This window comes from Haloarcula salina (assembly GCF_049603855.1).
Classification (GTDB): domain Archaea; phylum Halobacteriota; class Halobacteria; order Halobacteriales; family Haloarculaceae; genus Haloarcula; species Haloarcula salina_A.
This window is the reverse complement of record NZ_CP187148.1, coordinates 34,728-58,189: the sequence shown is the minus strand read 5'-3', so window position 1 is coordinate 58,189 and position 23,462 is coordinate 34,728. Positions and strand designations below refer to the sequence as shown.

The 23,462-nt window shown below is 57.2% G+C and carries 17 protein-coding genes and 2 pseudogenes; 7 read left to right on the top strand and 12 right to left on the bottom strand.

What is annotated here, in order from left to right:
- Positions 1–16: 16 nt before the first annotated feature.
- The 3 genes and pseudogenes from ACOZ4I_RS17650 to ACOZ4I_RS17640 form a co-directional block, all read right to left on the bottom strand.
- Entirely contained in the window at positions 17–1,060 is a 1,044-nt protein-coding gene (locus tag ACOZ4I_RS17650; protein WP_424005167.1) for a Gfo/Idh/MocA family protein, read from the bottom strand.
- Positions 1,061–1,593: 533 nt separating this feature from the next.
- Entirely contained in the window at positions 1,594–3,132 is a 1,539-nt protein-coding gene (locus tag ACOZ4I_RS17645; RefSeq protein WP_424005166.1) for a glycoside hydrolase family 28 protein, read from the bottom strand.
- A gap of 276 nt (positions 3,133–3,408) precedes the next feature.
- Positions 3,409–4,287 (bottom strand): annotated as a pseudogene (locus ACOZ4I_RS17640) (transposase); the annotation flags it as partial.
- A 263-nt stretch (positions 4,288–4,550) separates the two neighbouring features.
- Here ACOZ4I_RS17640 and ACOZ4I_RS17635 point away from each other — a divergent pair.
- Entirely contained in the window at positions 4,551–5,630 is a 1,080-nt protein-coding gene (locus ACOZ4I_RS17635; protein ID WP_424005164.1) for a PQQ-binding-like beta-propeller repeat protein, read from the top strand.
- A gap of 180 nt (positions 5,631–5,810) precedes the next feature.
- Here ACOZ4I_RS17635 and ACOZ4I_RS17630 read toward each other — a convergent pair.
- Positions 5,811–6,191, bottom strand: a pseudogene (locus ACOZ4I_RS17630) (transposase); the annotation flags it as partial.
- A gap of 968 nt (positions 6,192–7,159) precedes the next feature.
- On the opposite strand from ACOZ4I_RS17630, the gene ACOZ4I_RS17625 reads away from it, so the two are divergent.
- From ACOZ4I_RS17625 to ACOZ4I_RS17610, 4 genes are all read left to right on the top strand, one after another.
- Entirely contained in the window at positions 7,160–8,005 is an 846-nt protein-coding gene (locus ACOZ4I_RS17625) for a ParA family protein (RefSeq protein WP_424005162.1), read from the top strand.
- A complete protein-coding gene (locus tag ACOZ4I_RS17620) occupies positions 8,002–8,418 on the top strand; it encodes a hypothetical protein (protein ID WP_424005160.1) in 417 nt (138 codons plus the stop codon). The genes ACOZ4I_RS17625 and ACOZ4I_RS17620 overlap by 4 nt, the downstream gene beginning before the upstream one ends.
- Positions 8,419–8,594: 176 nt before the next feature.
- The gene (locus ACOZ4I_RS17615; RefSeq protein WP_424005159.1) at positions 8,595–9,080 is read left to right on the top strand and encodes a universal stress protein; all 486 of its coding nucleotides are present in this window, start codon (positions 8,595–8,597) and stop codon (positions 9,078–9,080) included.
- Positions 9,081–9,167: 87 nt separating this feature from the next.
- Entirely contained in the window at positions 9,168–10,547 is a 1,380-nt protein-coding gene (locus tag ACOZ4I_RS17610) for a sugar porter family MFS transporter (protein ID WP_424005157.1), read from the top strand.
- A gap of 53 nt (positions 10,548–10,600) precedes the next feature.
- Here the strand turns inward: ACOZ4I_RS17610 and ACOZ4I_RS17605 are convergent, their stop codons facing one another.
- Together ACOZ4I_RS17605 and ACOZ4I_RS17600 are read right to left on the bottom strand one after the other, a co-directional pair.
- Complete coding sequence (locus ACOZ4I_RS17605; protein WP_424005155.1) at positions 10,601–11,845, bottom strand: phage integrase SAM-like domain-containing protein; 1,245 nt, start codon at positions 11,843–11,845, stop codon at positions 10,601–10,603.
- A 439-nt stretch (positions 11,846–12,284) separates the two neighbouring features.
- Positions 12,285–13,961 carry a transposase gene (locus ACOZ4I_RS17600; RefSeq protein ID WP_424005154.1) on the bottom strand — a complete coding sequence of 559 codons (1,677 nt, stop codon included), beginning with the start codon at positions 13,959–13,961 and terminating at the stop codon, positions 12,285–12,287.
- 668 nt (positions 13,962–14,629) lie between these two features.
- Between ACOZ4I_RS17600 and ACOZ4I_RS17595 the strand changes: the two genes are divergently transcribed.
- Entirely contained in the window at positions 14,630–15,892 is a 1,263-nt protein-coding gene (locus tag ACOZ4I_RS17595) for a hypothetical protein (RefSeq protein WP_424005152.1), read from the top strand.
- Positions 15,893–16,538: 646 nt separating this feature from the next.
- On the opposite strand, the gene ACOZ4I_RS17590 is transcribed toward ACOZ4I_RS17595, so the two are convergent.
- The 4 genes from ACOZ4I_RS17590 to ACOZ4I_RS17575 all read right to left on the bottom strand — a co-directional run bounded on the left by ACOZ4I_RS17590 (position 16,539) and on the right by ACOZ4I_RS17575 (position 20,474).
- The gene (locus ACOZ4I_RS17590) at positions 16,539–17,306 is read right to left on the bottom strand and encodes a helix-turn-helix domain-containing protein (RefSeq protein ID WP_424005150.1); all 768 of its coding nucleotides are present in this window, start codon (positions 17,304–17,306) and stop codon (positions 16,539–16,541) included.
- A gap of 668 nt (positions 17,307–17,974) precedes the next feature.
- Positions 17,975–18,757 carry an ABC transporter ATP-binding protein gene (locus ACOZ4I_RS17585; protein WP_424005148.1) on the bottom strand — a complete coding sequence of 261 codons (783 nt, stop codon included), beginning with the start codon at positions 18,755–18,757 and terminating at the stop codon, positions 17,975–17,977.
- Positions 18,748–19,590, bottom strand: coding sequence for an ABC transporter permease (locus ACOZ4I_RS17580; protein ID WP_424005146.1), 843 nt, complete (start codon positions 19,588–19,590; stop codon positions 18,748–18,750). Before ACOZ4I_RS17580 ends, ACOZ4I_RS17585 begins: the two co-directional genes overlap by 10 nt.
- Positions 19,587–20,474: an ABC transporter substrate-binding protein gene (locus tag ACOZ4I_RS17575; RefSeq protein ID WP_424005144.1), complete on the bottom strand. Its 888-nt coding sequence runs from the start codon at positions 20,472–20,474 to the stop codon at positions 19,587–19,589. Before ACOZ4I_RS17575 ends, ACOZ4I_RS17580 begins: the two co-directional genes overlap by 4 nt.
- A 512-nt stretch (positions 20,475–20,986) precedes the next feature.
- On the opposite strand from ACOZ4I_RS17575, the gene ACOZ4I_RS17570 reads away from it, so the two are divergent.
- The gene (locus ACOZ4I_RS17570; RefSeq protein ID WP_424005142.1) at positions 20,987–21,205 is read left to right on the top strand and encodes a hypothetical protein; all 219 of its coding nucleotides are present in this window, start codon (positions 20,987–20,989) and stop codon (positions 21,203–21,205) included.
- A 248-nt stretch (positions 21,206–21,453) separates the two neighbouring features.
- Here the strand turns inward: ACOZ4I_RS17570 and ACOZ4I_RS17565 are convergent, their stop codons facing one another.
- A complete protein-coding gene (locus tag ACOZ4I_RS17565) occupies positions 21,454–22,473 on the bottom strand; it encodes an LLM class flavin-dependent oxidoreductase (protein WP_424005140.1) in 1,020 nt (339 codons plus the stop codon).
- Between the two features lie 102 nt (positions 22,474–22,575).
- Entirely contained in the window at positions 22,576–23,430 is an 855-nt protein-coding gene (locus tag ACOZ4I_RS17560) for a hypothetical protein (protein WP_424005139.1), read from the bottom strand.
- Positions 23,431–23,462 lie beyond the last annotated feature (32 nt).

The window sequence follows — 23,462 nt, the reverse complement described above, 5'->3', positions numbered from 1 at the left end:
GCACCCAGTGGTAATTTCAGAAGACGTCCTCGAGGAACGGGTAGAGATCTGCTATCGTGACTCGCTCTCGCCGCCGCCCGGACTCGTAGGCCGCCATCGTAACCACCGCGGCCTTCAGCCCATCTTCGACGGTACAGGGCGGCTCCTCTCCCGTTTCGATCGCATCCAGAAAGGCCGTCCCCTTTGACAACCAGCGGCTGTACCCCTGATAGGGGCGATGTTCCGTCCCATCGGCGTCGATAGTGTAGCCGGTCCGTTCGTCCCATTCGCGCCCCTCCAGGTAGACCGCTCCCTGCTCGTCCCAGATGTGGACGTGTTCTCGGGCCCGTGCGGCCCTCGCGGTGTCCGAGATGTTCGCCAGTGCCCCGTTCTCGAACTCGACGGTGATCGACGACTGTCTGTCGAAGATCTGTGCCTCGTCGTGGAAGTCGACGGATGCAGTGACGTGGGTCGGGGTCAGGCCGGTCGTCCAGAGGATCGCGTCGACCACGTGGGTCCCGACGTTGATGAGGTGGCCGCCGCCGCTGAGCGACGGGTCCGTCCGCCATCCGTCCCCATCCTCGTAGTTGGGGTCCCAGTCGTGCGTGATCTCGCCGGTGATGAACGTGGGCTCGCGGTCGCCCTCTGCCCACCGGTCCCGAGCCATGTCGTAAGCGGGGTTGAGATGTCGCTGGTATCCGACCATGACGACCGGATCGTAGTCCCGGGCCCGTTGGGTGAGGTCCCACGCCTCTCTGACGTTCGTCGCGAGCGGCTTCTCACAGAGGACGTGGAGATCTCGCTCCAACGCGGCGATCACTTGCTCGTAGTGCAGGCCGTTCGGCGTGGCGATGCCCACGGCGTCGAGGTCGGCCACGTCTAGCATCTCCTCGTAATCACGGTACAACGACTCCGGGGGAACACCCACGTTTCGGCTGACTTCAGTCAAGAGGTCGTGGCTCACGTCGGCAAGCGCGACGAGGTCTGCACCCTCCAGTTCCGCGAACTGCCTGGCCAGTCTGTGTCCCAGGCTCCCGACACCGACGACACCGACAGCGACACCCGAGCTAGCTGATCTCATGCACTGGTTTACACGAAAACCATAAATAATAGTTTTGCTCGGCCGGGTCTGCACCGTGACGCTGTTACGACCTCCGCTCCGTCCCCAGGGACGCATCACCCTCCGTGAACGTGCATTCTGTTCCCGAGGCCGGAACGAGGGCGTCTGTGGGTCGCGGGAATACCGTCTTCTCGGCGATTTCTCGTCGCACAGATCGATAGACGTTCCCGAAGCGGGAACGAACCCGACCATCGTTCCGTGCCTCATTTATATTGTCAGATGGATGGGCATTACACTCCTAGCGGTGTAATGATTGCATGAGATGACAGGGACCGCAAACACGGAAGACGGCCGAACCCCTACCTGCTCTCTACTCCGTTGACGGGAGCCGTTTCCGAGATGGTTTGGCGCGGCGTTCGCGACACGGGAACGGACGGTACGTCGCTCCGATGAACCAGTCGACTGCGGGTTTCGCGTCTGGTCTTCGTGGGCCACCAGTGAGGCGGTCTTCTGCACAAACAGTCCGGTATCGAGCACGATATCACCAGTGCCCGTCAGTCGGAGTTGATCGTCACGTCTCCGCTGGTAACGTCGACGTGGTCGGACAGGTGCCCGTGATTGGCTCGGAGAGAGACTTCGTCGCTGTCTCCGCCGACCCGAAGGAAGGGCGACCCAGCGCCCGCGGCGTCACAGTTTCGAACGACCGTCCGGGCGACGTCCTCCAGCGATAGCACCGGTCCGGACTGGGGCTGGGAGACTCGGAGTCCGTCGACAGCCACGCTGTCCGTGTCCTCGACCCTGATCGCGGGTGTGTCGGACGTACGGATGCTGACGTCGCTGAAGACGACGCTGTCGATGGACTTACAGAAGAATCCGTGTCGCTGCTCGTGGTCGTTCGCCATCGCTGGCGAGAGGTCGGTGGCGTCGAGCGACCGTGTCGCGTCTATCTCGACGTTGTCGAGGGTGATCTCTCCGAAGCGCTGTTCGGGCAGGCCAGCGAAGAACCCGGCGCTCTCGACCTCGGAAGCGGTGATGTCAGAGAAGTGGATGTCGCGCACGAGGGGCGTCCCCTCGTCGACGGGTACCGGCGCGCTGTCGAGGGACATAAAATAGTAGCCGTTGATGGTAAACGGCGAGGCGACCCGACGCATGACGATCGTGTCGAACCGCAGGTCTTCGACGACACCTCCCCGGCCGCGTGCGGTCTTGATTCGGATCCCACGGTCGGTGTCGGTGAACGTGCAATTCGTGACCGTGACGTCGCGAACGTCCCCCGACATCTCGCTTCCGACGACGACACCGCCGTGTCCTGCCTCCACCGTACAGTTCGTGACGGTGATCCGCGCAGCCGGTCGACCGACGTCCCGGCCCTCCTCGTTCTTACCGGACTTGATACAGATCGCGTCGTCGCCCGCGTTGATGTACGAGTCACTGATGCGGACGTACTGCGAGGAATCGATGTCGATCCCGTCTCCGTTGGGGGCGTCGGCAGGGTTTTCGACGTTTACGTCGTGGATTCCGACGTTTTTCGAGTAGACGACGTGCGTATTCCAGAAGGGTGAATTCGCGAGCGTGATTCCAGTGACGCTAACGTTTTCGGACCCGCAGATCTGAAACAGCGGTGGACGAAGGGTGAAACTGCTCACGTCGTCTGCCTTGTCGTTTTGCTCGCGGAACGCTTCAAGTCGTTGCCCCAAGGACTCCGGTTTCGATGCTTCGTAGAACTGCCACCAGTAGTCGCCGTTCCCGTCGACGGTGCCGCGCCCCGTGATTTCGACGTTTTCGGCGTTCTCGACGAGCAGACACGGACGGAAGCCGGTCTGTTTCCACCCTTCCCACCGCCCCTCGTAGCCGGGGTATTCCCTGTGGTCTCGGACGAACGAGAGCGTTGCGCCGGCTTCCAGTCGAACGGTCGTCCCGTCACCCACCGTCAACGGGCCGGTGAGATACTCTCCAGGTGGTACGATGACTGTCCCGCCCGCCTCGGCACAGTCATCGAGCGCGGACTGGATCGGTCCAGTGTTCGGTTCGTCGCTGTCGCGCGTTGCACCGTAGTCCCCAACGTCGAAGGGGGACGCGTCTGTCGACGACATTGGTCAGTGTTCCGACACCGATCGCATAAACGTTGCCCCGCCGATACCGGTCGTTCGAAGGTAAGCGGTAAGTGTCACATTTCCCGTAGATGGGGGAGCTACAAACGAGAATAGTGACTTATACCAATTAGTCAGATGGCTTTTGTCCAGAAATAACAACGGATACCGAGACTCTCCAGATTGTGTTAGTAAATCAACTACATCTTTAGGAAAATAACGGAAAACCGCGACAGTTGCCGCTCAAGATTCTGCAAGCCGAAGAATCAGATCTACGAACTACCCGATCTCGCGGAGGTACGAACCTAACGCTCTCACGAAGGTTCGGAAGCCGACCTCTGGCGGTGAGCGAATCTCTCTATCTTCCCCCACCTTGATGAGATAGTCCGCCAGCCGCCAGAGATTATAGAGCTGCGCCGTCAGCACGAAGTTGGTGAAGCGAACCCGATAGTCCATCGAAGAAGTTCGGGGTAGCAGTGCCTCGATAGACTTGTACTGGTTCCCGATGTCCCATCGGCGGCTATACTGATTCACGACAGCATTGATGCCGTCAGGGGCGACATGGTCTCGATTCGTGACGCAGACGCCGTAATTACCGTTGGCATCGTCATCGTCGACTGGCGCATAGATGAATTCTGCCGTGTGGTGAACCTCACCGTCTAACCCCATCGGAACATCGTGTTTGACGCCAGCGTCAACCCCGTCAGTCGTCTTGATATCCTCGATGGAGTCCAGTTCATCGGTGAATTTTGGAACCGGCGAAAGGTACGTCAGACCCCGGTCTTCGACAGCGGCATAGACCTCTTTGCTGTAGAAGCCCCTGTCGAACATCACTGCGTCTAGGTCGACATACTGCTGTGCGCTATCCAACAGTCGCCCAACGAGACCCGCTTTCGAATAGGAAGGGGCATCATCTTCCTCCCAATTGGAAATTTCTTTGACTGGCTCAATACCGAGGATAATCGGAACCATATCACCAACCAGCGTGATCGTCGCGTCCTTGAAACCACGTTTGTATTCGTCGGCCTTCTTGTAGCCGCTCGCCATTCGCGGGAAGACTGTATTGATAATTTCTCGCTCCTTGTCCTCCCACGGCGAGGTCAAGATTCGTTCGTACGTGATGTCGATAGTAGCGACCTTCTCACGGTCATCAAATGGCACGATATCATCAAATCACACTACCTAAACTAGAGACAGAAAACATATAAAATAGAAGTGGATAGAAGCTAGAAGTGTCTCAACATCTCCAAACCCGTAGGACCCTCCTCAGTTCCGCTGGAATTGCTTTGACCAGTTTCTTATCGGGATGTACAAACGATAATTCGAATCCGACGCAAACTAACCCAACTGATGCTACCACTACCACTGAGCAATTCCCGCCGCCGGATCCGACACCAGGCACTCCAGAAAATCCGAAGTCGATGATAACAGAATCGAATTGGCCTCGATTCCAGTCTGATTCCACGAATACAGGCCATGTTGCAGATATAACCGCTGTCCCTCGAGACCCGGATGTATACTGGAAATTCTACGTGCAATCATCGTCTCCTGTCATCGCTAACGGCAGTCTTTTTACTGGAGAGTACACACCAGAGCGCTCAGTCATTTCCCGTGACGCAGCTACTGGGCGCATAGAATGGACTAAGCGTCTTTCCGGTGGTGCAATGGGTACACCCAGCGTGATAGGTGAGACACTCCTCATGCAGACCTATGCTACGCTGTTTGCTTTCGATTGTCAGACCGGGGACCAGTTATGGAAAAGCAGTATAGGCAGAGGGCCTCCTGGGTGCCCCGTAGCTCTTGATGGTGTTGCATATCTGGCCAACGGAGCTTTTCAAGAATGGCCAACGGAGGTATTTGCTTTTGATATTGGAACCGGGGAAGAACAATGGCGAACGACACTTGATGTAGGAGAGTCGAACTTGGAAGGTTCCGTGGCAGTAGATGACGACTATGTTTTCATTGTAGATGGCAGCCTCATCGCGCTAGATACAGCTGATGGAAGTGAAGCTTGGAGAAAAGATTTCGATACGTCAGCTAATACTACACCATCTGTTTCCGATGGGACAGTGTATGTCACCGACACCGGTGGGACATTGCATGCCATCAAGCGGGAAGATGGTACTGAGCGTTGGACAGCTTCAGTCGGGGAACCAGAGGAAGGTTCAGCGGTTGCTGTAACGGCCGAAGAAGTATATGTTGGAACGAAATCTGGACTCCACTCTTTTACAATTAATGGCGATTCACAATGGGATTTTAACCTCAATCACTCAACGTCACCAACTGTTGATGAAGAAACAGTGTACGTGGGCGAACAGGGGTACGAAGATCGTGCCCTGTACGCTGTCGCTCGTGAGGATGGGAAAGAGCTCTGGCGATATGAAACCGATCGTAAAAAAGCTTCAGATACTGTCACTGGTGGACTTCGTAGTCCTCCAACTCTGGTCAAAGACGGCGTCTATATTGTAGCCGCGGACGGCATTCACGCCCTTGGACGCTAATTTCTGGACCGAGATCCTCTCTTAGGTGACATAGATACGCTGCGAATACCGCGACAGGGCAGTACCGGCATTCCCAGAGCGCAACGTCGATGCGGTCATCGTGCCTTCTTTCGATGACTGCCTTCGAACGCTCATGCGTAGCACATTGTTGATTCGCTCTTGCGTAGCACATTGTTGATTTCAGAGCGTCGCTTGGATAGCGTGTTTGAGTGCATCTCGGCCCGGTTTTCGATATAACTCTCGGCGGATCTGGAACGCTCTGAGATACTGCGTCAACTTGTCTTTCGAGGCATCTCGATGGCTCTCGCAGGTGTTGACGTGAACCTCATCATCGGCGTATTCGCCGTCATCGTGGACGACGTATTCACGGTCGAATGCGTCGTCCGCTTCGAGCGGTTCGTACGCCCGAAAGCCGTCGGTATAGACCGTGAGCGACTCCTCGGTGCGGTCAGCAAGGAGTAGTCGAATCGTCGATTCGTCGGCGGCTTTCGCAGGGATCACGTACCGCTGTCCAGTGCCGCGGTCAGCGATGATGAACACGGGTGGCCTGTCGCCGTCGTACAATTCATCTACCGAAGCTCTGGGAGGTGAGACCTCCTCGAAAATAATATAGCAACATACACTATATCCCGGTGTTTGGCACTTGGTTCCTCCTTTAATCAGGTCTGAACTCGGTTGTGTGCGTTCTCATCGTAATCGACACACCTGAAGCCCCGCCTGCCACCGCGAGATTCTCTGCAACCAGGAACTCCCTACCAATACCATTGTTTGAAAACACGGAGGCGGTTTCGACTCGGCTGTAGAACACAGATGCTCGAAAATACCGAATTGCTGGCGTGTACGACCGTGGTGTCCCAACTCTGTTCTCCAGACTCACTCAACCGGGTCGTGGCGGTTCTGCACCGTCACCCCGCTTTCACAGTTGGTCCGTAACCTGTGATCGCGTCCAACGTTTGGACCCCCGTACTTGTTCTCACCACGGCGTTCGAAACTGTGCGTCTGGTTGCCGGGACACAGACCGACGATGCCAGAACTTATTCACAGTTTGCCTCCATTTTATCCCACTCACGCCTGTGGGAGAGTACGTAATTCAGCCGGAACTGTCAAAATCGAATGTTTCGGCCGTGAGTCTCGCCCGTTATGCGATTGTACGCCACGTATCAGACATCGTAGCGGCCCAGTTGACACGTGTCGCTACTCGGAACGGCGGGGCCGAATAACTAAACGGTGTCGTCGGCCTGCATAGTTCGATCCGATAGGTAGTTTGCTTAGCTACTCTGTGTAGAATGATCTAGTAACTACATCGTATAGCTAGGCCGTATCGCAAGGTTAAATAGTCATTCGATATAGCTAAGACGAATAGCTATACTTAACAACTATATTTAGTGGCTATACTATTTGTCTATTTATTATATCTGTCTCGGTTGAATATACGGGTTAGCCATCATGCATTGGTATCCTGTCTGGCTATACCACGTAGCTATACCGTCTGACTAATCTTTATATCTGGTCACTGTGACTGTTCGGGCATGCTGACCTACACCGTGTACAGCGAGGCCGGCGGTGTCGGCAAGACGACGATGGCGGCGAACCTCGCCGTCGCCGACGCCCGAGCGGGAAACGACGTGCTGGCGATCGACATGGACCCACAGGAGGGAAGCCTCTCGTACCTGTTCGACGTCGCGGATCGGCGGACAGACTCGGACGCCGACAGCCTGGTGCGGCATCTGGTCGAGCGCCCCCGCGGGCCGTTCGCTGATCTCGTCGAAACAGCCGAGGGAGTCGACGTCGTTCCGGCTCACAACTCGCTCGAGGTACTCTCGAAGCATCTCCGACGACGTGAGGAAGAAGCCGCTGACTTCGGTGAGAACTGGAACCCAAACGTCCAGTTACTCAGGGTACTGAAGAATGCAGATGTCCCGTCGGAGTACGACACGGTCATCGTCGATCCGCCGGCGACGGCCGACGTAAAACTCTACAACGCCCTGCACGCGACGCGGAACCTCGTGATCCCCTTCGAACCGAGCGGGAAGGGCCAGCAGTCCGTCGCCGGACTGGCCGACCTCGTTACCGGTCTCGAAGACACGCTGGACATCAACGTAGGGGTCCTGGCAGCCGTGCCGAACCGGTTTAAAGGGACGAACGACCAGGAGGAGATGCTCGAGCGCCTTCGCGCCGAATCGTACGACATCCCCGTCGTCTTCCGCGAGCGAACGTCGCTGCTGGAAGGCTGCTGGCGGAAACAGTGCTCTGCGTTCGAGTACGTCGCCGAGCACCGCGATCGTGAGCGCGACTACGAGCTAGAGACGCTGGAGCAGTTCGAGACGCTGGCCGCGCATCTCCGGCGGACCCGAGAACAGGAGGCGACGGCATGAAGTCCGGTTCTGGCGACGACCCCTTCGCGGAGAGCGACGACGACGCAGACACGAGCGATGCCGCCGATGCGGAGGATAAAGCGACCGAAGCCGCAACTTCCCCGCTGCTCGAAACCGAACCCGACGACGCCAGCGACAACAACGACGCCGACAGCACGGATAGCGGACAGCCCGAAATTCCCTACAAGTTCCGGCGCGGATCGGTCAAGGAAGGCCGCAAACAGCGCCCCATATTCGTCCGCCCGGAAGTCGAGTCCCGAGAGTCTGAGTTTATCCGGGCGCTCGAAGACGAGGTTGACGAGGACGTGTACAAGACCGACGCTCTGGAGGCGGCGCTCGTGGTCGCCATGGACAATCCCGACCTCGTCGCCGAAAAACTTCGAGAGTGGGGATACGACTGGGACCGGGCGTGACGATTTTGATCGGCTAATTCTCTCGCCTTCTTTCAATCTGTCTTAGCGTCTCCCTCATCGTTTTAGCGGCTGATTCGGACGCTCTAGGGGTTTGCCGACTATGGAAAAATAATTACTATCATAATAGTAAACTCATAAAAAGTTCTTTACCGTGCACCGACCTCTGTCCAGGCACGATGAGTACGGATGTATCCGAATCTACCGATGCGACCGGCCTCGAAACGGTTCTGGTTGGCGTCGGCGGCCGCGACGACGACCGCGTCGACACCCTCGTCGACGCCGTTCGCGATGTTGCGGCACCGAGCGACGCGACGGTCGTCATCGCACACGTGTTCGACACCGATTCGTACAGAGACGCTGTCGAGCGCCTGCTCGACACGGAAGGTGGAGAAATCGGTCCCGACGAGTTAGCCGCACGGATGTCGGTCACCCGTGAGATCAGCGACCGACTGGAAGCCGATTCAATCGACTGTGTGCCGCGTGCGACGACCGGCACGAGCGGCAACGGTATCGTCTCGCTCGCCGAGGACGTCGACGCAGATCTCGTAATCGTCGGCGGGCGCCAGCGCTCGCCGACGGGGAAAGCCATCTTCGGAAGCACGGCACAGGAAGTGATGCTCAACGCTCCGTGCCCGGTCACGTTTGTCCGTGACAGGGGCTGAGCGGCCGGTATCGCGGATTTTACCCCAGAAACGGCCGCAGACCGATGCCGGAAAATTTTTACACGGATGCGAGTAATTTTTCAGCAGATGTCAATCGCCACGATACGCAACGTCATGCGCGGTGACGGCGACCGGTTCGTCTACGTCGTCTCGGCGATGGCGGCCCTGAACGGGCTGTTGTTCGGATTCGACACCGGAATCATCTCGGGCGCGTTCCTGTTCATCCAGGACTCGTTCGTCATGTCGCCGCTCGTCGAGGGGATCATCGTGAGCGGGGCAATGGCAGGTGCGGCGGCCGGCGCTGCCGTCGGCGGCCAGCTGGCGGACCGACTCGGTCGCCGCCGGCTCATCTTCATCGCCGCCGGCGTCTTCTTCCTCGGGTCGTTCACGATGGCCGTTGCACCGAACGTCCCAGTGCTGGTCGCCGGACGGCTAATCGACGGCGTCGCCATCGGCTTCGCGTCGATAGTCGGACCGCTGTATATCTCCGAAATCGCCCCACCGAGGATCCGCGGGGCGCTCACGTCGCTGAATCAGCTCATGGTCACGACGGGAATCCTGCTCTCGTACTTCGTCAACTTCGCGTTCGCAGATGCGGGCGCGTGGCGCTGGATGCTCGGGGCCGGAATGGTCCCGGCCGTCGTCCTCGCCGTCGGGATTCTGAAGATGCCCGAGAGCCCGCGCTGGCTCTTCGAACACGGGCGTGAGGACGAGGCCCGCGCGGTCCTCCAGCGGACCCGACAGTCGGGCGTCGAGACGGAACTCGATGAAATCGAGGAGACTGTCGAGAAACAGTCTGACACCGGTCTGAGTGACCTGTTCGCGTCCTGGCTTCGCCCGGCCCTCGTCGTCGGCCTCGGACTCGCCGTCTTCCAGCAGATCACCGGCATCAACGCCGTCATCTACTACGCGCCGACCATCCTCGAATCGACCGGCTTCGGTGGTGTGACCTCGATTCTGGCAACGGTCGGTATCGGGACGATCAACGTCGTGATGACGGTGGTCGCCATCGCGCTGGTCGACCGCGTGGGTCGCCGCCGTCTACTCATCGTCGGCGTCGGCGGGATGGTCGCAACGCTCGCCATCCTCGGGACCGTATTCTACCTCCCCGGGTTCGGCGACGTGCTGGGCATCGTCGCGACGGCCAGCCTGATGCTGTTCGTGTCGTTCTTCGCTATCGGGCTCGGACCCGTGTTCTGGCTGCTCATCTCGGAGATTTACCCCCTCTCCGTTCGGGGGTCCGCGATGGGTGCGGTCACCGTCGCGAACTGGGGCGCGAACCTTCTCGTGTCGTTGACGTTCCCCGTCCTGACGTCTAGTATCGGGACCCATTGGACGTTCTGGCTATTCGGCGGCTGTAGCCTCGTCGGCCTGGTGTTCGTCTACCGGCTCGTTCCCGAGACCAAGGGCCGCACGCTCGAGGCCATCGAGAGCGACCTGCGGGAGAACGTGTCGCTGGCCGACTGAGCAGCGTCTTCACTCTCCCAGTCAGTCGTGACGAACCAGTGCTCGACAGTCCGCTACGTCGTACTGCCGGGGAGCGAGTCGATTTCGTCGAGCGCCTCTGTCGCCACGTCACCGAGCTCACCGGCCTCGATGTGGGAGTACCGCTCTCGCACCATCTCCTCGGAGTTGTCCAGGTATCTGGCGGCGACCGTGTATCCGAACGCCCTGACGAGCACCTCGCCCATCCCGCGACGCCCGCCGTGTGGTGCGAGATAGTCGTGTTTCGGGTGGTCGACGTCGATTTCGCCGGCGTCACAGAGCCGCTGTAAGACCGTCCGTGCGCCGTCCGTCGTGAGCGACGGCGGCCGAATGTCTTCTTCGAGCGCCAGGAGGAGGTCGCGAGCATAGTCGTCCCGACGCTCGTCGATGGCAGCCGGCCGTCGCCCTCGATCCGCCAGTTCGTCCCGTACGAGCGTCGCGAGTGTCCGCTGACCGAACGTCGGGAACACTGGCCACCGGTCCGTCGGAGGGTCCATGAGCGTTCGATAGCTCCGCAACGGCGATATCACCGGGTCGGGTAGGCTCGCGGCGTCCCACTGCTGTTTCTTTCGATAGACGTCCATACTGCCGTCTTCGAGCGAGATCTCCTCCCATCGGACGCCGCGGCGGCGCGGGTCGTTCGGATCCCGAAGCAGTTCACCGACGCGGACGGCCGTATACGCGAGGACGAACACGAGCGCTCGGTCACGCGCCGTTTTCAGCGCCTCGTACCGCGCCCGCTGCCTCTCGTGCTGATCCGTTTCTGGTGGGAGTGTCGTGTATCGCTCTATAGTGGTGCGCGCCCGTTCGTCGACGTATCGAGTGATCGCGTGGCGCTGCTCGGACGTCCATGCCTGCTGGTCGCCGGGTTTCCGACCATCGTCCTCGGGCAGCGGCGCGGTCGCACTCGCCCGCTGGGCGTAGTGAGCTTCGAGATACCCCTCGTTGACGCACCAGCCACACCACGCAGAGATGTAGCGGTAGTAGGTCTGGACAGTGTTCTGCTTGAGTCCCCGGTCGCCGGCGAGGTGGCGGGCGTATTCCCTGAACACACGCTCGTCGAGGTCTTCGAAGGCAGGCGCTCGGTTGCCGTCGTCGGGAACGATCCCAGACCAGTGGTCGGGACCGCGCTCACCGTCGGCCCAGTCGGCGAACCGTCCGAGTTCACGTGCGGCGTTCCGACGGTAATTCCCACCGTCGCCACCGCGACCCTTGCCTTTGTCCTGCAGGTAGCGCTGGAACGTCTCGTCAAGCGGCGTCGAGAGCGCTCGTTCAGCCATCCGCTCTTCCCTCCCGGCTCCACGAACCCGGTTTTGGCGGCGCTTCCCTTGGGGTAGCGCCGACCTGCGGCGGTTGCAGCATTCGTGCGTACCAGACGGCGGCGGGGTACTTCAATTTGGTCGTGATTATCAGAGTAATCACGACTACCCCCTAATATGACCGTACCACCCGGATTCTAGACTCTCAGACTCTCAAACAAACATCTGTAGATCTATAAACTTCATAATGCTATACCAAACTCAGGGTTTTTGGAAGTTGAGACTACAGCGGGTTTAGAAGGTCTATGATGCAGGGTTTTAGCCGATTCAGTCCGCGAAAACTGCCTCAGATCACTCTCCAAACGGCTTCTTGGTACGTTGCCAATCAAATGGGCGAATTTTCGAGACTTCCGGCAGTGTAGCCACTCAAACACCGCGCTAACCCGAACAAAGCACCCTGCTACCCAATTCCTGTCTCCTTCTTCAGCAACGTCAGCGTGTTGTCGGCTGTCACAATTGGCGAGTGTTCGTATTCACCGGTCAATTCGACCTGCACGAGCAGATCGACCGCTCGCCAGATCGAGTAGAGCAGGCACGCAAACGCGAAGTAAAAGAATCGGAGTCCGAAGTGCTTCGAGGTCGTCACGGCCATGAACCGCTTAATCGACCTGTAACCACTTTCAATCTCCCATCGATACCCATACTCGGTAAGATAGGCGCTGCTGGTATTTGTCATGAACACCGAGTACTGTCGATGATCGTCGTGCTCTGAGTCCTCTTTCCGCCGATAGATCAGCGTCGTCTCGTGCCACTCGTTCTTCCCAAGATGGAGTTTCCGATCAGTCTCGTATCGGTCTTGACCCCGCTGAAGCAGCCGCTTGGCTTGGGCTTTCTCGCTCGTCTGCATCCGTTTCGGGACGACATACGACAGTCCACGCTGGCTGAGCATCTCTAGAATATGTTGGCTGTCGAACTCCCGATCCATCAATACGTTATCAATGTGGACCAGTTCCTCGGCAGAGTTGAGCAAGTCTTCGACGATTTCCTTACGAGCCTCACCCTTCCGAACTGGTCTCGCATCCAGTACGATTGGGACAGCGTTCCCGACCAGCTGGACTGTCGCCCACTGATAGGCGTACTCATCGGTCTTTTCTTTTGTCCCAATAATCTCGTCTTCGTGCCCGGTTCTGTCGCCTGTGAACGGGTCTGCTTCAGTAATATCGATAGCGACGATACCAGCTCGGAAGAACTCCTCCGTCTCTGCGACTTCATCCAGTAATCGATTCGCGGCTCGCCGGTACATCTCTCTAATCTGCTCGATAGAGAGATCACGAATGTGCTCGCGATGAGCGTGACCCAGCGGTGTCCGGTCACGGGTCGACTCGTAGACGAAACTGCGAGCTCCTTCGTTAGCAGCCAACCTCTCTCGAAGGCCGAGATACGTTTGTAAGTCCCAGTACGCGTTCTCGTGGATTTCACAGCCATCACCACGATTCAGTGAGAATGCTGGGAAAACGACGTGGCTGATGTGGTCCGTAATCGATGCCGCTTCGTCGAGAACGGCTTGATTGTCTGGGTCTGATTTGCTCGCTTCGTCATCTTGCGATGGAAAGCTACGTTCTGGCTCGCGCGGAACAGCAACGCCTGCGTTCTGAGCTTTGATTAGAATCGTCCGCGCAGCTGCCTCAATTGTCTCGCGAAGCTCTGTAGTGAATCGTTTGTGCCAGCTTCGCCACAGCGTCGACTGGTCTGGAACCGTCTCTAGGTCTAGTTGCTCACAGAGTTCTGGACTGTGAGTGAGGTACGTGAGGAGTGCCGTTTCGTAGGTCCAACCATGGATTTCTTTGAGCAGAAACAGTCGGAACAGTTGGGCCATCTCGTACTGGGTGGCTCCCGAATACCGGTCATTTGGCCCAAACTCGACATACGCTACTGGGTAGTGAGATACGAACTCGTCGACGGAGTGGTGAGCCTGGTGGTCGAACCATGTGGAGGCAACGGTCCGGATGTCTTCTTTGAGACCGGCAAGGGAGCTCCGGTCGTACAGTGGTGTCGAATCATACGCTGGCCATTCAACGAATGATTGCTGAGCGATTCGTCGAAAGACAGTGCGTTGTGAATCACAACTCGCAACCACTACGAGATGCTGGCCACGGCAGGCTCAAGAATTCGTTTACTGCTCAGTACAGTAACCAGTGTTAGCAGCCCATGGTTGTAGAAACAGTCCCAGAATCGATGTTTCCGTTGCCATCAATACGGACTTCTGCAAACCGAGAATTACAGTCGAAATGATCAGTTGTTACCGGGTACGTTCCGGTCGTCTGTGTTGATTCGTCGGTCACTTTGAGAAGGTAGCCCGGAGACCGAATTTCCAGCCGAAGTGTCCCGTTCGGCGGAAGTGTTTCTCTCTGGGTTACGAGTGATGAGTTACTCTCGTTTTGAATTAATTCGACAGAGACAGTTCGGTTCCTCGGGCTATCATTCCAGATCTGAATTGGCAACGTTTCACCGGCTCCATCAACTTGGATAACGGTCGTGGGTTCGGCTTTCGTTCCCTGGTATGGGGCCGGAACAGATGGATCAATCGTTGGCGTGTCAAATGTTGTTACGTCGGGTGGAACACTGAGGTGCGAGAAAGTGGGAAACAAGATCACTGCAGCTGCGATGCCTAACTCAGAGACATCGCTGTGAATCTAGTTTTGGAGGTGAAGTCACGAAGCATTTATGATATGGGAGTGAATGTATATTATGTCCTCCACAACTCGAAGAAAACTACTCAAAATGGCCGCTGCCTCGGGAGGTCTGATGATAGCGGATTTAAGTTCTGCCCAAAAGGTAGGAATATCTTGGAAGAGCCGTCAAAAAGTAGGATACGTCGACACGGCTTTTCTTGGGGGTGAAACATACATCTTGCACGAACCTGATGCTGAAAGAAATGAAAATGAAGGACTTCTTCTCTTCAATGAAGAGGGGCTTCGAAAGCGGATCCCTTTTCGCAGCGGTGCATTCCCTGCTGATTTACACTCACTGGCAACCTTTGATGAAGAAATCCTCATTGTCGGAGAAAATACAAAAAGTGAACCAGTTATTACGTCGACAACAAGTGGAGAAGAAATTAACTGGCAGACCCAGTCCAGTCTGGAACCATACATGCAGTGGGTTTGTGCGAATTTGGCCAACGAACAAATTATTCTGGTTGGTCTCGAACAAGGAACGGCAACTTCTAAAGCAAAAATAGCAGGCATTGATCGACAAAGTGGAGAAATAAACTGGGAGGTTGATGCATTTACCAATGACTTTTTTGCAGAATCAATACACTCATATGAAGATGGTTGTATATTAGCCGGTACCAGTTCAACTTCTGAGGGGGACAGTTGGGTAGCTAGAATTTCTTCCACAGGAGACGTTCTTTGGAAACAGTTCTATGATGATCAGGAATATGTAAATTTCTCATCAATAACTGTTACCAATCAAGGAAAAATTGTCTTCTTAGGCTCTGATAGAGAGTCAAAAACGGCGTATAAGCTGCTAACCTTAGATAGCGAGGGCCAGACAATATCGAATCAAAAGGAGTCATTTCCTGATGAATCTGGTAGTTCACTCTCTCTATTTGGCAACGATCCTGAAGGTGGTTACATTGTGGTATCCGGACAAATTTCATCTTCACTCTCTGTCGGCAATGTAGATACATCTGGCCGTCTGCAGAATCTATACAAATATTCAATATGGAATGATTCTTTCAATCCACAAGCGGTCCACGTGCTTTCGAACCAAATCAGGGTAATTGGATATTTCGTCTCACCGAATGACAGTTATACCGGAGTTGTATCCATTCCACGCCCACTAACAGGAGCAGAAACTAAAACACCGATCCAAACCCTGACACAAAATAAGTCAGCCACTGCCCTACAAAATGCCAATAGGACTACGGTCCCGACCACCAAACCGTCACCGCCTGAAACAACAGATGGCTCAGGACCGGGGTTAGGTCTCTTGACTGGGATAACGACTAGCGGAATCGTTGCGGCATACAGTGTACTAAAGAAGAAAAACGATACAGAGAAATAATTAAACTTCAGTGATATTAGAGGGGTTGCCACTGTACAGTGAGGGAAAATAAAAATGATTTAGATGAGCTGGACAACTATAGATATCATCACTACCGCAATTTGCTGTATTGGTTAATTCTCCTTCATTTGTGGTACAGTAATATCCAAAGTGTCCGTATACACAAAATTAGAACCGATGCGCCAGAAGAGACTAAGTAGTCATAGAGGTCGTAACAGGCGCTTGCAAGCACAAGTTGAGGCTATATTTCAATTGATATGGTATGAATGCGATTCAAAAGATCCTTCCTGAATTACCTGCCTGATCTGGAAGCATATTTTCAGATTATCAATACATCTGAAACTGTTAATGTAAATGAAAAATAGAATATTTCTCTTCTGAAAAAGACGAAATTAATGTCTCAGTTAACTGTCCTGACCTAGGGAAATATATTCATCAGATACATCTACAATTGATAAGCTACCCCAGTTCCTGACGGTAACAGTGGGTTTTACAGGAATCTTTTTGACTTTTGAAATACGTTGGTCGCGTTGCGAATCAACTGAACACTAGCACCAGTCGTGGTTGCCATACACGATGGTCTACGAGAGTCGTCGGGGTGAGATTTACTTCGACATATTCCAACCCCGCGGGTTCGACGTCCCGTCTACTGGATGAACTCGATGTCCCCGGGGTCGAGATCCACGTTCAGGTCGACATCGAGTGAATCAGCCGCGAACTGTTGTGCCAGCCATGCTTCGGCCCGGTTGAGACGGTACTGGAACGTCGACCGCGACACGCCAACGTCTTCGGCAATTTCCGCGACCGACTGCTGCCGTGGTTCTTCGTAGTACCCGCGTTCGATTGCAGCCTCAAGTGCTGACTTCTGTTCGGGGGTGAGGGTCTGCTGGACGCGACCATCTTCGAGCAAGCACGGTGGCGTCCCGAGTCGTTCGACAGTAAGCGACAATCCTTCTCGGAGGTTCGCTCGAACGTCCTCGTGAGTCTCCGATGCTGTCCCGTCGATGAGCAGTCGCCACCGGTATTGGTCGCCACGTCGTTCAGTGCGCATTATCAATCCCTCGCCGATGTGCTTCGCCGCGACAAAGGGGATCGACCGTGGGCCGTCGCCTTCGCGGCGAAGCCAGTGAATTTTCCGCGATTCAGCGTTCGACGAGAGGGTCGTGTATTCGCATTCAGTCACAGGTGAACCGCACATACCAATTGTACTCGGATCGTTAGCGACGCGTTCCAATGCGTCGTCGAACTCGTCGAGGACAGCAGCAGGACCGACGACCTTCTCAATACCCCACACTGCCTCACTGGTCGCATTGATCTCCATCGACCGGGCATACAAATCAGGATGTTCGATGAAGAGGTCCATCACCTCATCAGCCCCCTTCTCGTATTCGACTGTGAAGACGAACTCCCGCATGATACTGTACATTATCGCTTGTCCCGTTTAATCTTGCTTGAGAGGTACCCTGCTTGTGCGGGTGCAGAGAAGGACTGAATACGCGAGCGACGCTCTCAATCATCGTAACAGTACACTCTATGAACAGCTGCACCGTATGGATTGAGCAGACCGGACGCAACTACTGATCCGGTGTAATGAGTTCAAGACCGTCGATTTGAACTGATTGACCGGTGCTGTTCTCTTATACCGTCCGAGATTGAGTGCAAATTCAGCAATACCTCTCAGTTGTCCCGCTTTTCACTCGGTAGCAGTGCTGACAAACCAAACGAGCAAATTTATAGTGTTATCCTGGCTCAAATTGAAGGCAAAGATATGACATCTAAGATACGTCCCCGTTCAGAGCCAGCCCTGCTGTTGGGTCTCGGCTTTTTGATTTTTGTGTACGGCGTGGCCCAATGGACGTGTTTTGTCACGTACTCACCCCCTGGAATCGTCTATATCATTGTAGGTATTGTCGCCTTGCTTTGGGGTGTATCAATTAACAAACGACGTACACGTTGAGGTCGGACACGGCTAGAGGCTAGTGGTTAACTAAAGTGTGGGATTGCGATGTCTCTTGAAAGACGGATGAACCGACTTCCGTCGGTACAGGTACTTTCGAACCGACTGCTCGCAGAGCTGTGGGCTCACGAGTCGGCAGGACTTCCGAGCGCGTCTCGAATTCGCGCGACGTGGTCGACGAAGTCACGAGACGTTCGTTCACGCGGGCGTTCGAGGTCGATAGCGAACGTCGACTGCACGGTTCCCGGGTCGGCGTCCATGACGACCACGCGATCAGCGAGGGTCACCGCCTCGTCGATGTCGTGCGTGACGAATACGACGGTCTGCCCGGTCTCTGTCCAGATGTCGAGTAATTTCGCGTGCAAGCGGTCGCGAGTCCGAGCGTCGACGCTACCGAACGGTTCGTCCATCAAGAGAATCTCCGGGTCGACAGCGAGCGCGCGAGCGATACCGACCCGCTGTTTCATGCCGCCGGACAACTCTTTCGGGTATGCGTCCTCGAAGCCGTCGAGTCCAACCAGGTCAATCAACTCCCGGACCCGTGCTTCGCAGTCCGGGCAGTCACACGCAGGCCGGTCGAGCCCGAACCGAATGTTCCCGCGGACGGTTCGCCAGGGGAACAGTGCGTACTCCTGAAAGACCATGCCCCTGTCCAGCCCAGGACCGGCGACCGGGTCTCCACCGACCAGTATCGAGCCACCATCCGGGTCGTCGAGCCCAGCGATTGCTCGTAACAGCGTCGTCTTCCCGCACCCGGAGGGACCGACGACACAGCAGAACTCGCCCTCAGCAACGGAAAACGAGACGTCCGCGAGCGCTCGTGTCGACTCGTAGGACCGAGTGACGTTCTGTATCGTGATCTTCTCGCGTGAGCCTCGACCGGTGGACGAGTCCGAACTCAGCGCCATGCCAGGACCCTCCGTTCGAGTGAGCGGAACCCGACGTCCATACAGAGGAACGCGAGGCTGATGAGGACCATGTAGGCGACACTAGTCGCCATTGCGAGGTTGTTCGAGGCGTTGATGATCTCGTAGCCGACGCCTGGTGCGCCGAACAGTTCGGCGCCGACGACGATCATCCAGCAGCGACCGATGCTCGTACGGAACCCGGTCAGCAGCTGGGGAGCCGCACTCGGGAGTGCGACGAGTTTCAGCATCGAGAGGTCGCGCTCCACGCCGAGCGTCGATGCGGCATCGGTCAGTTCGGTCGAAACGCCTTCGACGCCACCATACGCGCCGTAGAAATTGATCCAGAACGCACCGACGAAGACGATGAACGCCGCGCCGGTGTGGTGAATGCCGAACCAGACGATGGCGAAGACGACCCAGGCCAGCGGCGGAATCGGCCGTAACACTCGGACGAGCGGCCGCAGCCAGTCGTCGAGCGCACCGTTCCAGCCCATCGCCAGACCGAGGCTGATCCCACAGCCCGCACCGAGGAGCAGGCCGGGAACGTAGTGGAACAACGTCTGTGCCAGGTGTGCGAGCCCGGTCGGCAGGACCAGACTCGATCCCAAGATGGGGACCACGATCGCGGTCGAGGTCGCGAACAGGTCGACGAACGCGCGCATTGATTCGAGGGGGCCCGGCACCAGATACGACGGCCTGGTCGTCATCGCGCCGACCCACCAGACGAACAGGAATGCGAAGAGTCCGCACAGGCCGCGAAGATACCGCCGCAGGTCCTCCTCGAAGTTGTCGGCGCATACTGCGTCGGAACTGGTATCGGTACGTGTACTCATCGCTGGATGGTGTCGTAGGGATCGAACGCGAACAGGTTCTCAGTTGCGACCGGGTCCTCGATATTTCCGACGTTGGCGACGAACTCACCCATCGTCGCGGTCTGGTCGGTGATCGCGTGCGGGTCCGAGAGGAAGTCCGATGCCGGTGAGTCCATGGCCGCCGTCGCGAGCTCCTCGCTCACGCCGGAGCCGATCACCGACGCGGCGTGGGCGGCAGCTACGTCCGGTGACGCCGCTGCAAACTCGGTCGCTGCCACGTGCTGTTCGACCAGCGATCGGGCGATGTCGCTGTCGTTTAGCACTCGCTGGTTCGCGAACAGCACCGTGACCGGGTGGTTTTCCAGTATCTTTCCGGACCAGACGAGTTCGCCGAACCGGTCGTCCTGGCCGATGATCGTCGCGAACGGCTCCTGGATGATCGTTGCGTCGATATCGCCCGACTGGATCGTCTGGACCGCCTTCGCCGGCGGAACTTTCGACTTGTCGATGACGGACTCCATCTCCCCGACGGCGAGATCTTCTTGAATCCAGTATCGGAGGACGATGTCGGGGACGCTCCCGTCAGGTGGGGCACCGAACCGTACCTTGCGTCCATGCTCTTGTTCGAAGCGCTCGAACGTGGCTGGCCCTTCCTGTTCGTAACGGTCGACAAATTCGGTCGACCCCACAACCGTGAAGCCATTTCTCGAGTTTGCTGCGATGATACCGGCGTCGGTGCCTTTGTCGACTAAAACCATCGCAGGAGTGATCCCGAAGAGTGCAACGTCGACGTCTCCGCTCGCGAACGCCTTGACGACGTTGGGACCGGAACTGAACCGCTCTACCGAGACGTCTGCTGGTACCTCCTCGTAGTAGCCCTCCTGTTCCATCACGTAGTGTTGCATGTTCGGATAGATCGGGACGTACGCGACTGTGACAGAATCGAGCGATTCATCTCCTCGACCGAGACAGCCGGCTATTCCCGCCGTAGCGAACGTGGTTGCCCCTGCCCGCTGGAGGAGCCTTCGACGCGAGAGTTGAGCCATCGGTGTTATTAATTCTATACCCTATCCTAATAATATCTGTGATGATATTCTAAAGAGTTAGCATATATTGCGTTTTGAGAGTTCTAATATTGCTAGGGCCGCGCGAGTTCCGGCAAAGAGGGAAAACAGAATCAGTTCTCGCCAGTCAGCAGGCCACAGTCATCACGGGCAGCACAGAGTACTCGACCGTGAGCGTGTCCTTTCTCGATCGAATGAGGGGGAGTGATCGGGTGGACAGATGTTTCATACAACCGATTTTCGAGATTGTATTGGAAGATATATAGTTATAACTGACTATGTGATTTTGTATCCGTATTTTCGGATATGTTCTGGACCAATATATACACGGAACGGAGATAGTGATTCTACTGGTGAGATCTCCTCTTCTAACTCTCTCTTTCTTTGCCAGCATCTCTCTGGGAAACTATATCGGAATGTGGGGGCTTCTCGTCGGCGACTCCGATACCATGACCGGCCTTGATCCCCAGAGGCCCGTCTGTGACGACGGAATACGGTACGCTGAACACGTCGAGGTCGTGAAGCTCCCGGTCGACATCGACGTGGAGATAGAAGTCGTCGCAGATCGATGAGATGACGCGCCTCGTCGTCTTCGACCTCGACGACCGTGTCCCGTCGGAAGCCGTCGCCGCCGCCGATTCGGTCGTCGAATCCAGTGACATCCGCAACGTCGACAAGATCTGATTGTCGAATTGAGAATGTATTCGCCAACATTTTTACATATAATGTAGTTAGATGAAGTTATTATTCACCCTACTGTCATCTATTTTTGGCATATTTGTGTGTACTTTGACTTTACCATCCGTATTTTCTTTCGGCGTTATATCCCGACCCCATCTGCGATCAGTTCGTGGGACCGGAGTGCGTCGTCGTGATCGGCGACGACGTGCTGGATCATCACTTCGTCGACGCCGATCCGGTCTGCGAGCTGTTCGAGGAGGCCGGCGAGCGTCTCCGGACTGCCGGAGATCGCGCGCGGCCACTCGTCGTCGTCCAGCGTGGCCGGCGTCGGCTCCGGGACGCCGCCGAGTTCGTCGATCGCTTCTCGTACCGCGGGGGTCGTCCCGACGACGCCGCGCTCCATCCGTTTGTAGGAGGCCTCTGCGACGGCCCGGAGCCGCGCCGCCTCCTCGTCGGTCGGCGCACAGACCGCGTTCACGGCCACCATCCCCTTCGGCTCGTCGACACCGCCAGCGAGCTCCGATGGGCGGAAGTTCTCGCGGTACTCCTCGAAGGCGTGGGTGGCGAACTGGGGCCGGATGAAGGCCGCGAAGCAAAACGGGAGGCCGAGTTCTGCGGCGATGGCCGCGCTCGACGTGCTCGACCCGAGCACCCACGGAGCGGGTGGCTCCCCGCCAGAACGCGGAATCTCGATGTCGCTGTAGGGGTGCTCGGACGGGAAGTCGTCGTAGAGATGGGACACGACGGCCTCGATTTTCTCGGCGTGGTCCTCGTCCGGGTTCCGAACGCGACGGTCCGTTCCGAGCGCCCGGTCAACGGCTGGCGAGCCGTTCGCCCGTCCCAGTCCGGCGTCGATACGTCCCGGCGCGAGGCCGTCGAGCGCCCCGAACTGCTCGGCGACTTTGAACGGGCTGTAGTGATTGAGCAGTACCGCCCCGGACCCGAGACGAATCGAGTCCGTCTTCGCGGCCAGGTGGCCCAGCAACACCTCGGGGGTCGTTCCCGCGAGCGTGTCGGCCATGCCGTGGTGTTCGGCCACCCAGAACCGCGAATAGCCGAGGCGTTCGGCCTGTCTCGCAGCCTCGACGGTGTTCGCGTACGCCTCTGTCGCGGTCCCGTCTTCCGGCACGGGAGAGAGATCGACGGCGGAGAGCTTCATGCCCTCGTTCGGCGGGTGGGATGGATAACCGTTCGGACGCCAGCAGGACCGGCCGCTGGTCCAGTCTCGGCTCCGCAGCCACCCGGAGATGACGGGCGGCAGTCACCACTCGACGTACGTGATGTACTCCTCGCCCTCGTACGCGATTAGCCACGTCCCGTAGAAATCGTCTTCTCGGATCGCTTCGTGGGCTCGGATGCGTTCGACCACCGATCGGAAGGCGTCGTCGTCTTCGTAGTACCCGCTCTCGATGGCGTCCTCGACGACTGTCTGCTCGGCCTCCGAGAGCCCCGAGAGTTCGAACAGGTACCGGTCGCGAACCTGGTCGGCGAACGCCTCGACGTCGGGGGCAATTTCCGTCACTTCGTATCGGTACTCGGCCTCGGACGCCGTCCGAGAGTTGACCGCCACCCGATACCGGTTCCCGTCGTGGACGATGACGTCGTACTGTCGCTCGGGGACGAACACCGAGCCGTTCACCTCCTCGGCAGTGCCGTACCCGACGCCCATGTCGTAGCCGTCCTGGCCAGTCGGATGGTCCCCGGAGAGGACCGATTCGAGCCGCTGTCGATCGACCTCGGGGAGTTCGTCGTACCTGATCTCACCCACGTCAGGCGTGGTGTCGTCCGGGTCGAAGTCGATGAGTACCTCGTAGACCGTCACCTCGCTGCTCGAGACGCGCGTCTCCGAGACCTCGTAGAAGGTGTCGTCGACCCGGACGACGCTGGTTCTGTCGAACAGGTCGTATCGGCCCCGCCGCGTCGCCGTCCCGTTCTCTCGGGCCGACGTGACGACAGCGTACTCTTCGGAGTCGGGTTCGGCGGTCATCGCGACTTCGTCAGCGATGTCCGCGGACGTGGCGCTTTGCATGTCGAGCACGACCGGGGGATGACCACAGCCGGCAAGGGCGGTCGAGAGGAGGGCGGTTCCGCTCGTGAGGAACTGGCGGCGGCGCATATCGTATCCATCAGGTAACTGAGAGGAAAGCT

Bases quoted from the DNA above. Each gene is read 5' to 3' on its own strand.
- ACOZ4I_RS17585 (WP_424005148.1), bottom strand. From the start codon at position 18,757: ATGGCGCTGAGTTCGGACTCGTCCACCGGTCGAGGCTCACGCGAGAAG.
- ACOZ4I_RS17610 (WP_424005157.1), top strand. From the start codon at position 9,168: ATGTCAATCGCCACGATACGCAACGTCATGCGCGGTGACGGCGACCGG.
- ACOZ4I_RS17645 (WP_424005166.1), bottom strand. From the start codon at position 3,132: ATGTCGTCGACAGACGCGTCCCCCTTCGACGTTGGGGACTACGGTGCA.
- ACOZ4I_RS17580 (WP_424005146.1), bottom strand. From the start codon at position 19,590: ATGAGTACACGTACCGATACCAGTTCCGACGCAGTATGCGCCGACAAC.
- ACOZ4I_RS17565 (WP_424005140.1), bottom strand. From the start codon at position 22,473: ATGAAGCTCTCCGCCGTCGATCTCTCTCCCGTGCCGGAAGACGGGACC.
- ACOZ4I_RS17575 (WP_424005144.1), bottom strand. From the start codon at position 20,474: ATGCAACACTACGTGATGGAACAGGAGGGCTACTACGAGGAGGTACCA.
- ACOZ4I_RS17615 (WP_424005159.1), top strand. From the start codon at position 8,595: ATGAGTACGGATGTATCCGAATCTACCGATGCGACCGGCCTCGAAACG.
- ACOZ4I_RS17595 (WP_424005152.1), top strand. From the start codon at position 14,630: ATGATAGCGGATTTAAGTTCTGCCCAAAAGGTAGGAATATCTTGGAAG.
- ACOZ4I_RS17560 (WP_424005139.1), bottom strand. From the start codon at position 23,430: ATGCGCCGCCGCCAGTTCCTCACGAGCGGAACCGCCCTCCTCTCGACC.
- ACOZ4I_RS17625 (WP_424005162.1), top strand. From the start codon at position 7,160: ATGCTGACCTACACCGTGTACAGCGAGGCCGGCGGTGTCGGCAAGACG.
- ACOZ4I_RS17635 (WP_424005164.1), top strand. From the start codon at position 4,551: ATGATAACAGAATCGAATTGGCCTCGATTCCAGTCTGATTCCACGAAT.
- ACOZ4I_RS17605 (WP_424005155.1), bottom strand. From the start codon at position 11,845: ATGGCTGAACGAGCGCTCTCGACGCCGCTTGACGAGACGTTCCAGCGC.
- ACOZ4I_RS17620 (WP_424005160.1), top strand. From the start codon at position 8,002: ATGAAGTCCGGTTCTGGCGACGACCCCTTCGCGGAGAGCGACGACGAC.
- ACOZ4I_RS17650 (WP_424005167.1), bottom strand. From the start codon at position 1,060: ATGAGATCAGCTAGCTCGGGTGTCGCTGTCGGTGTCGTCGGTGTCGGG.
- ACOZ4I_RS17590 (WP_424005150.1), bottom strand. From the start codon at position 17,306: ATGCGGGAGTTCGTCTTCACAGTCGAATACGAGAAGGGGGCTGATGAG.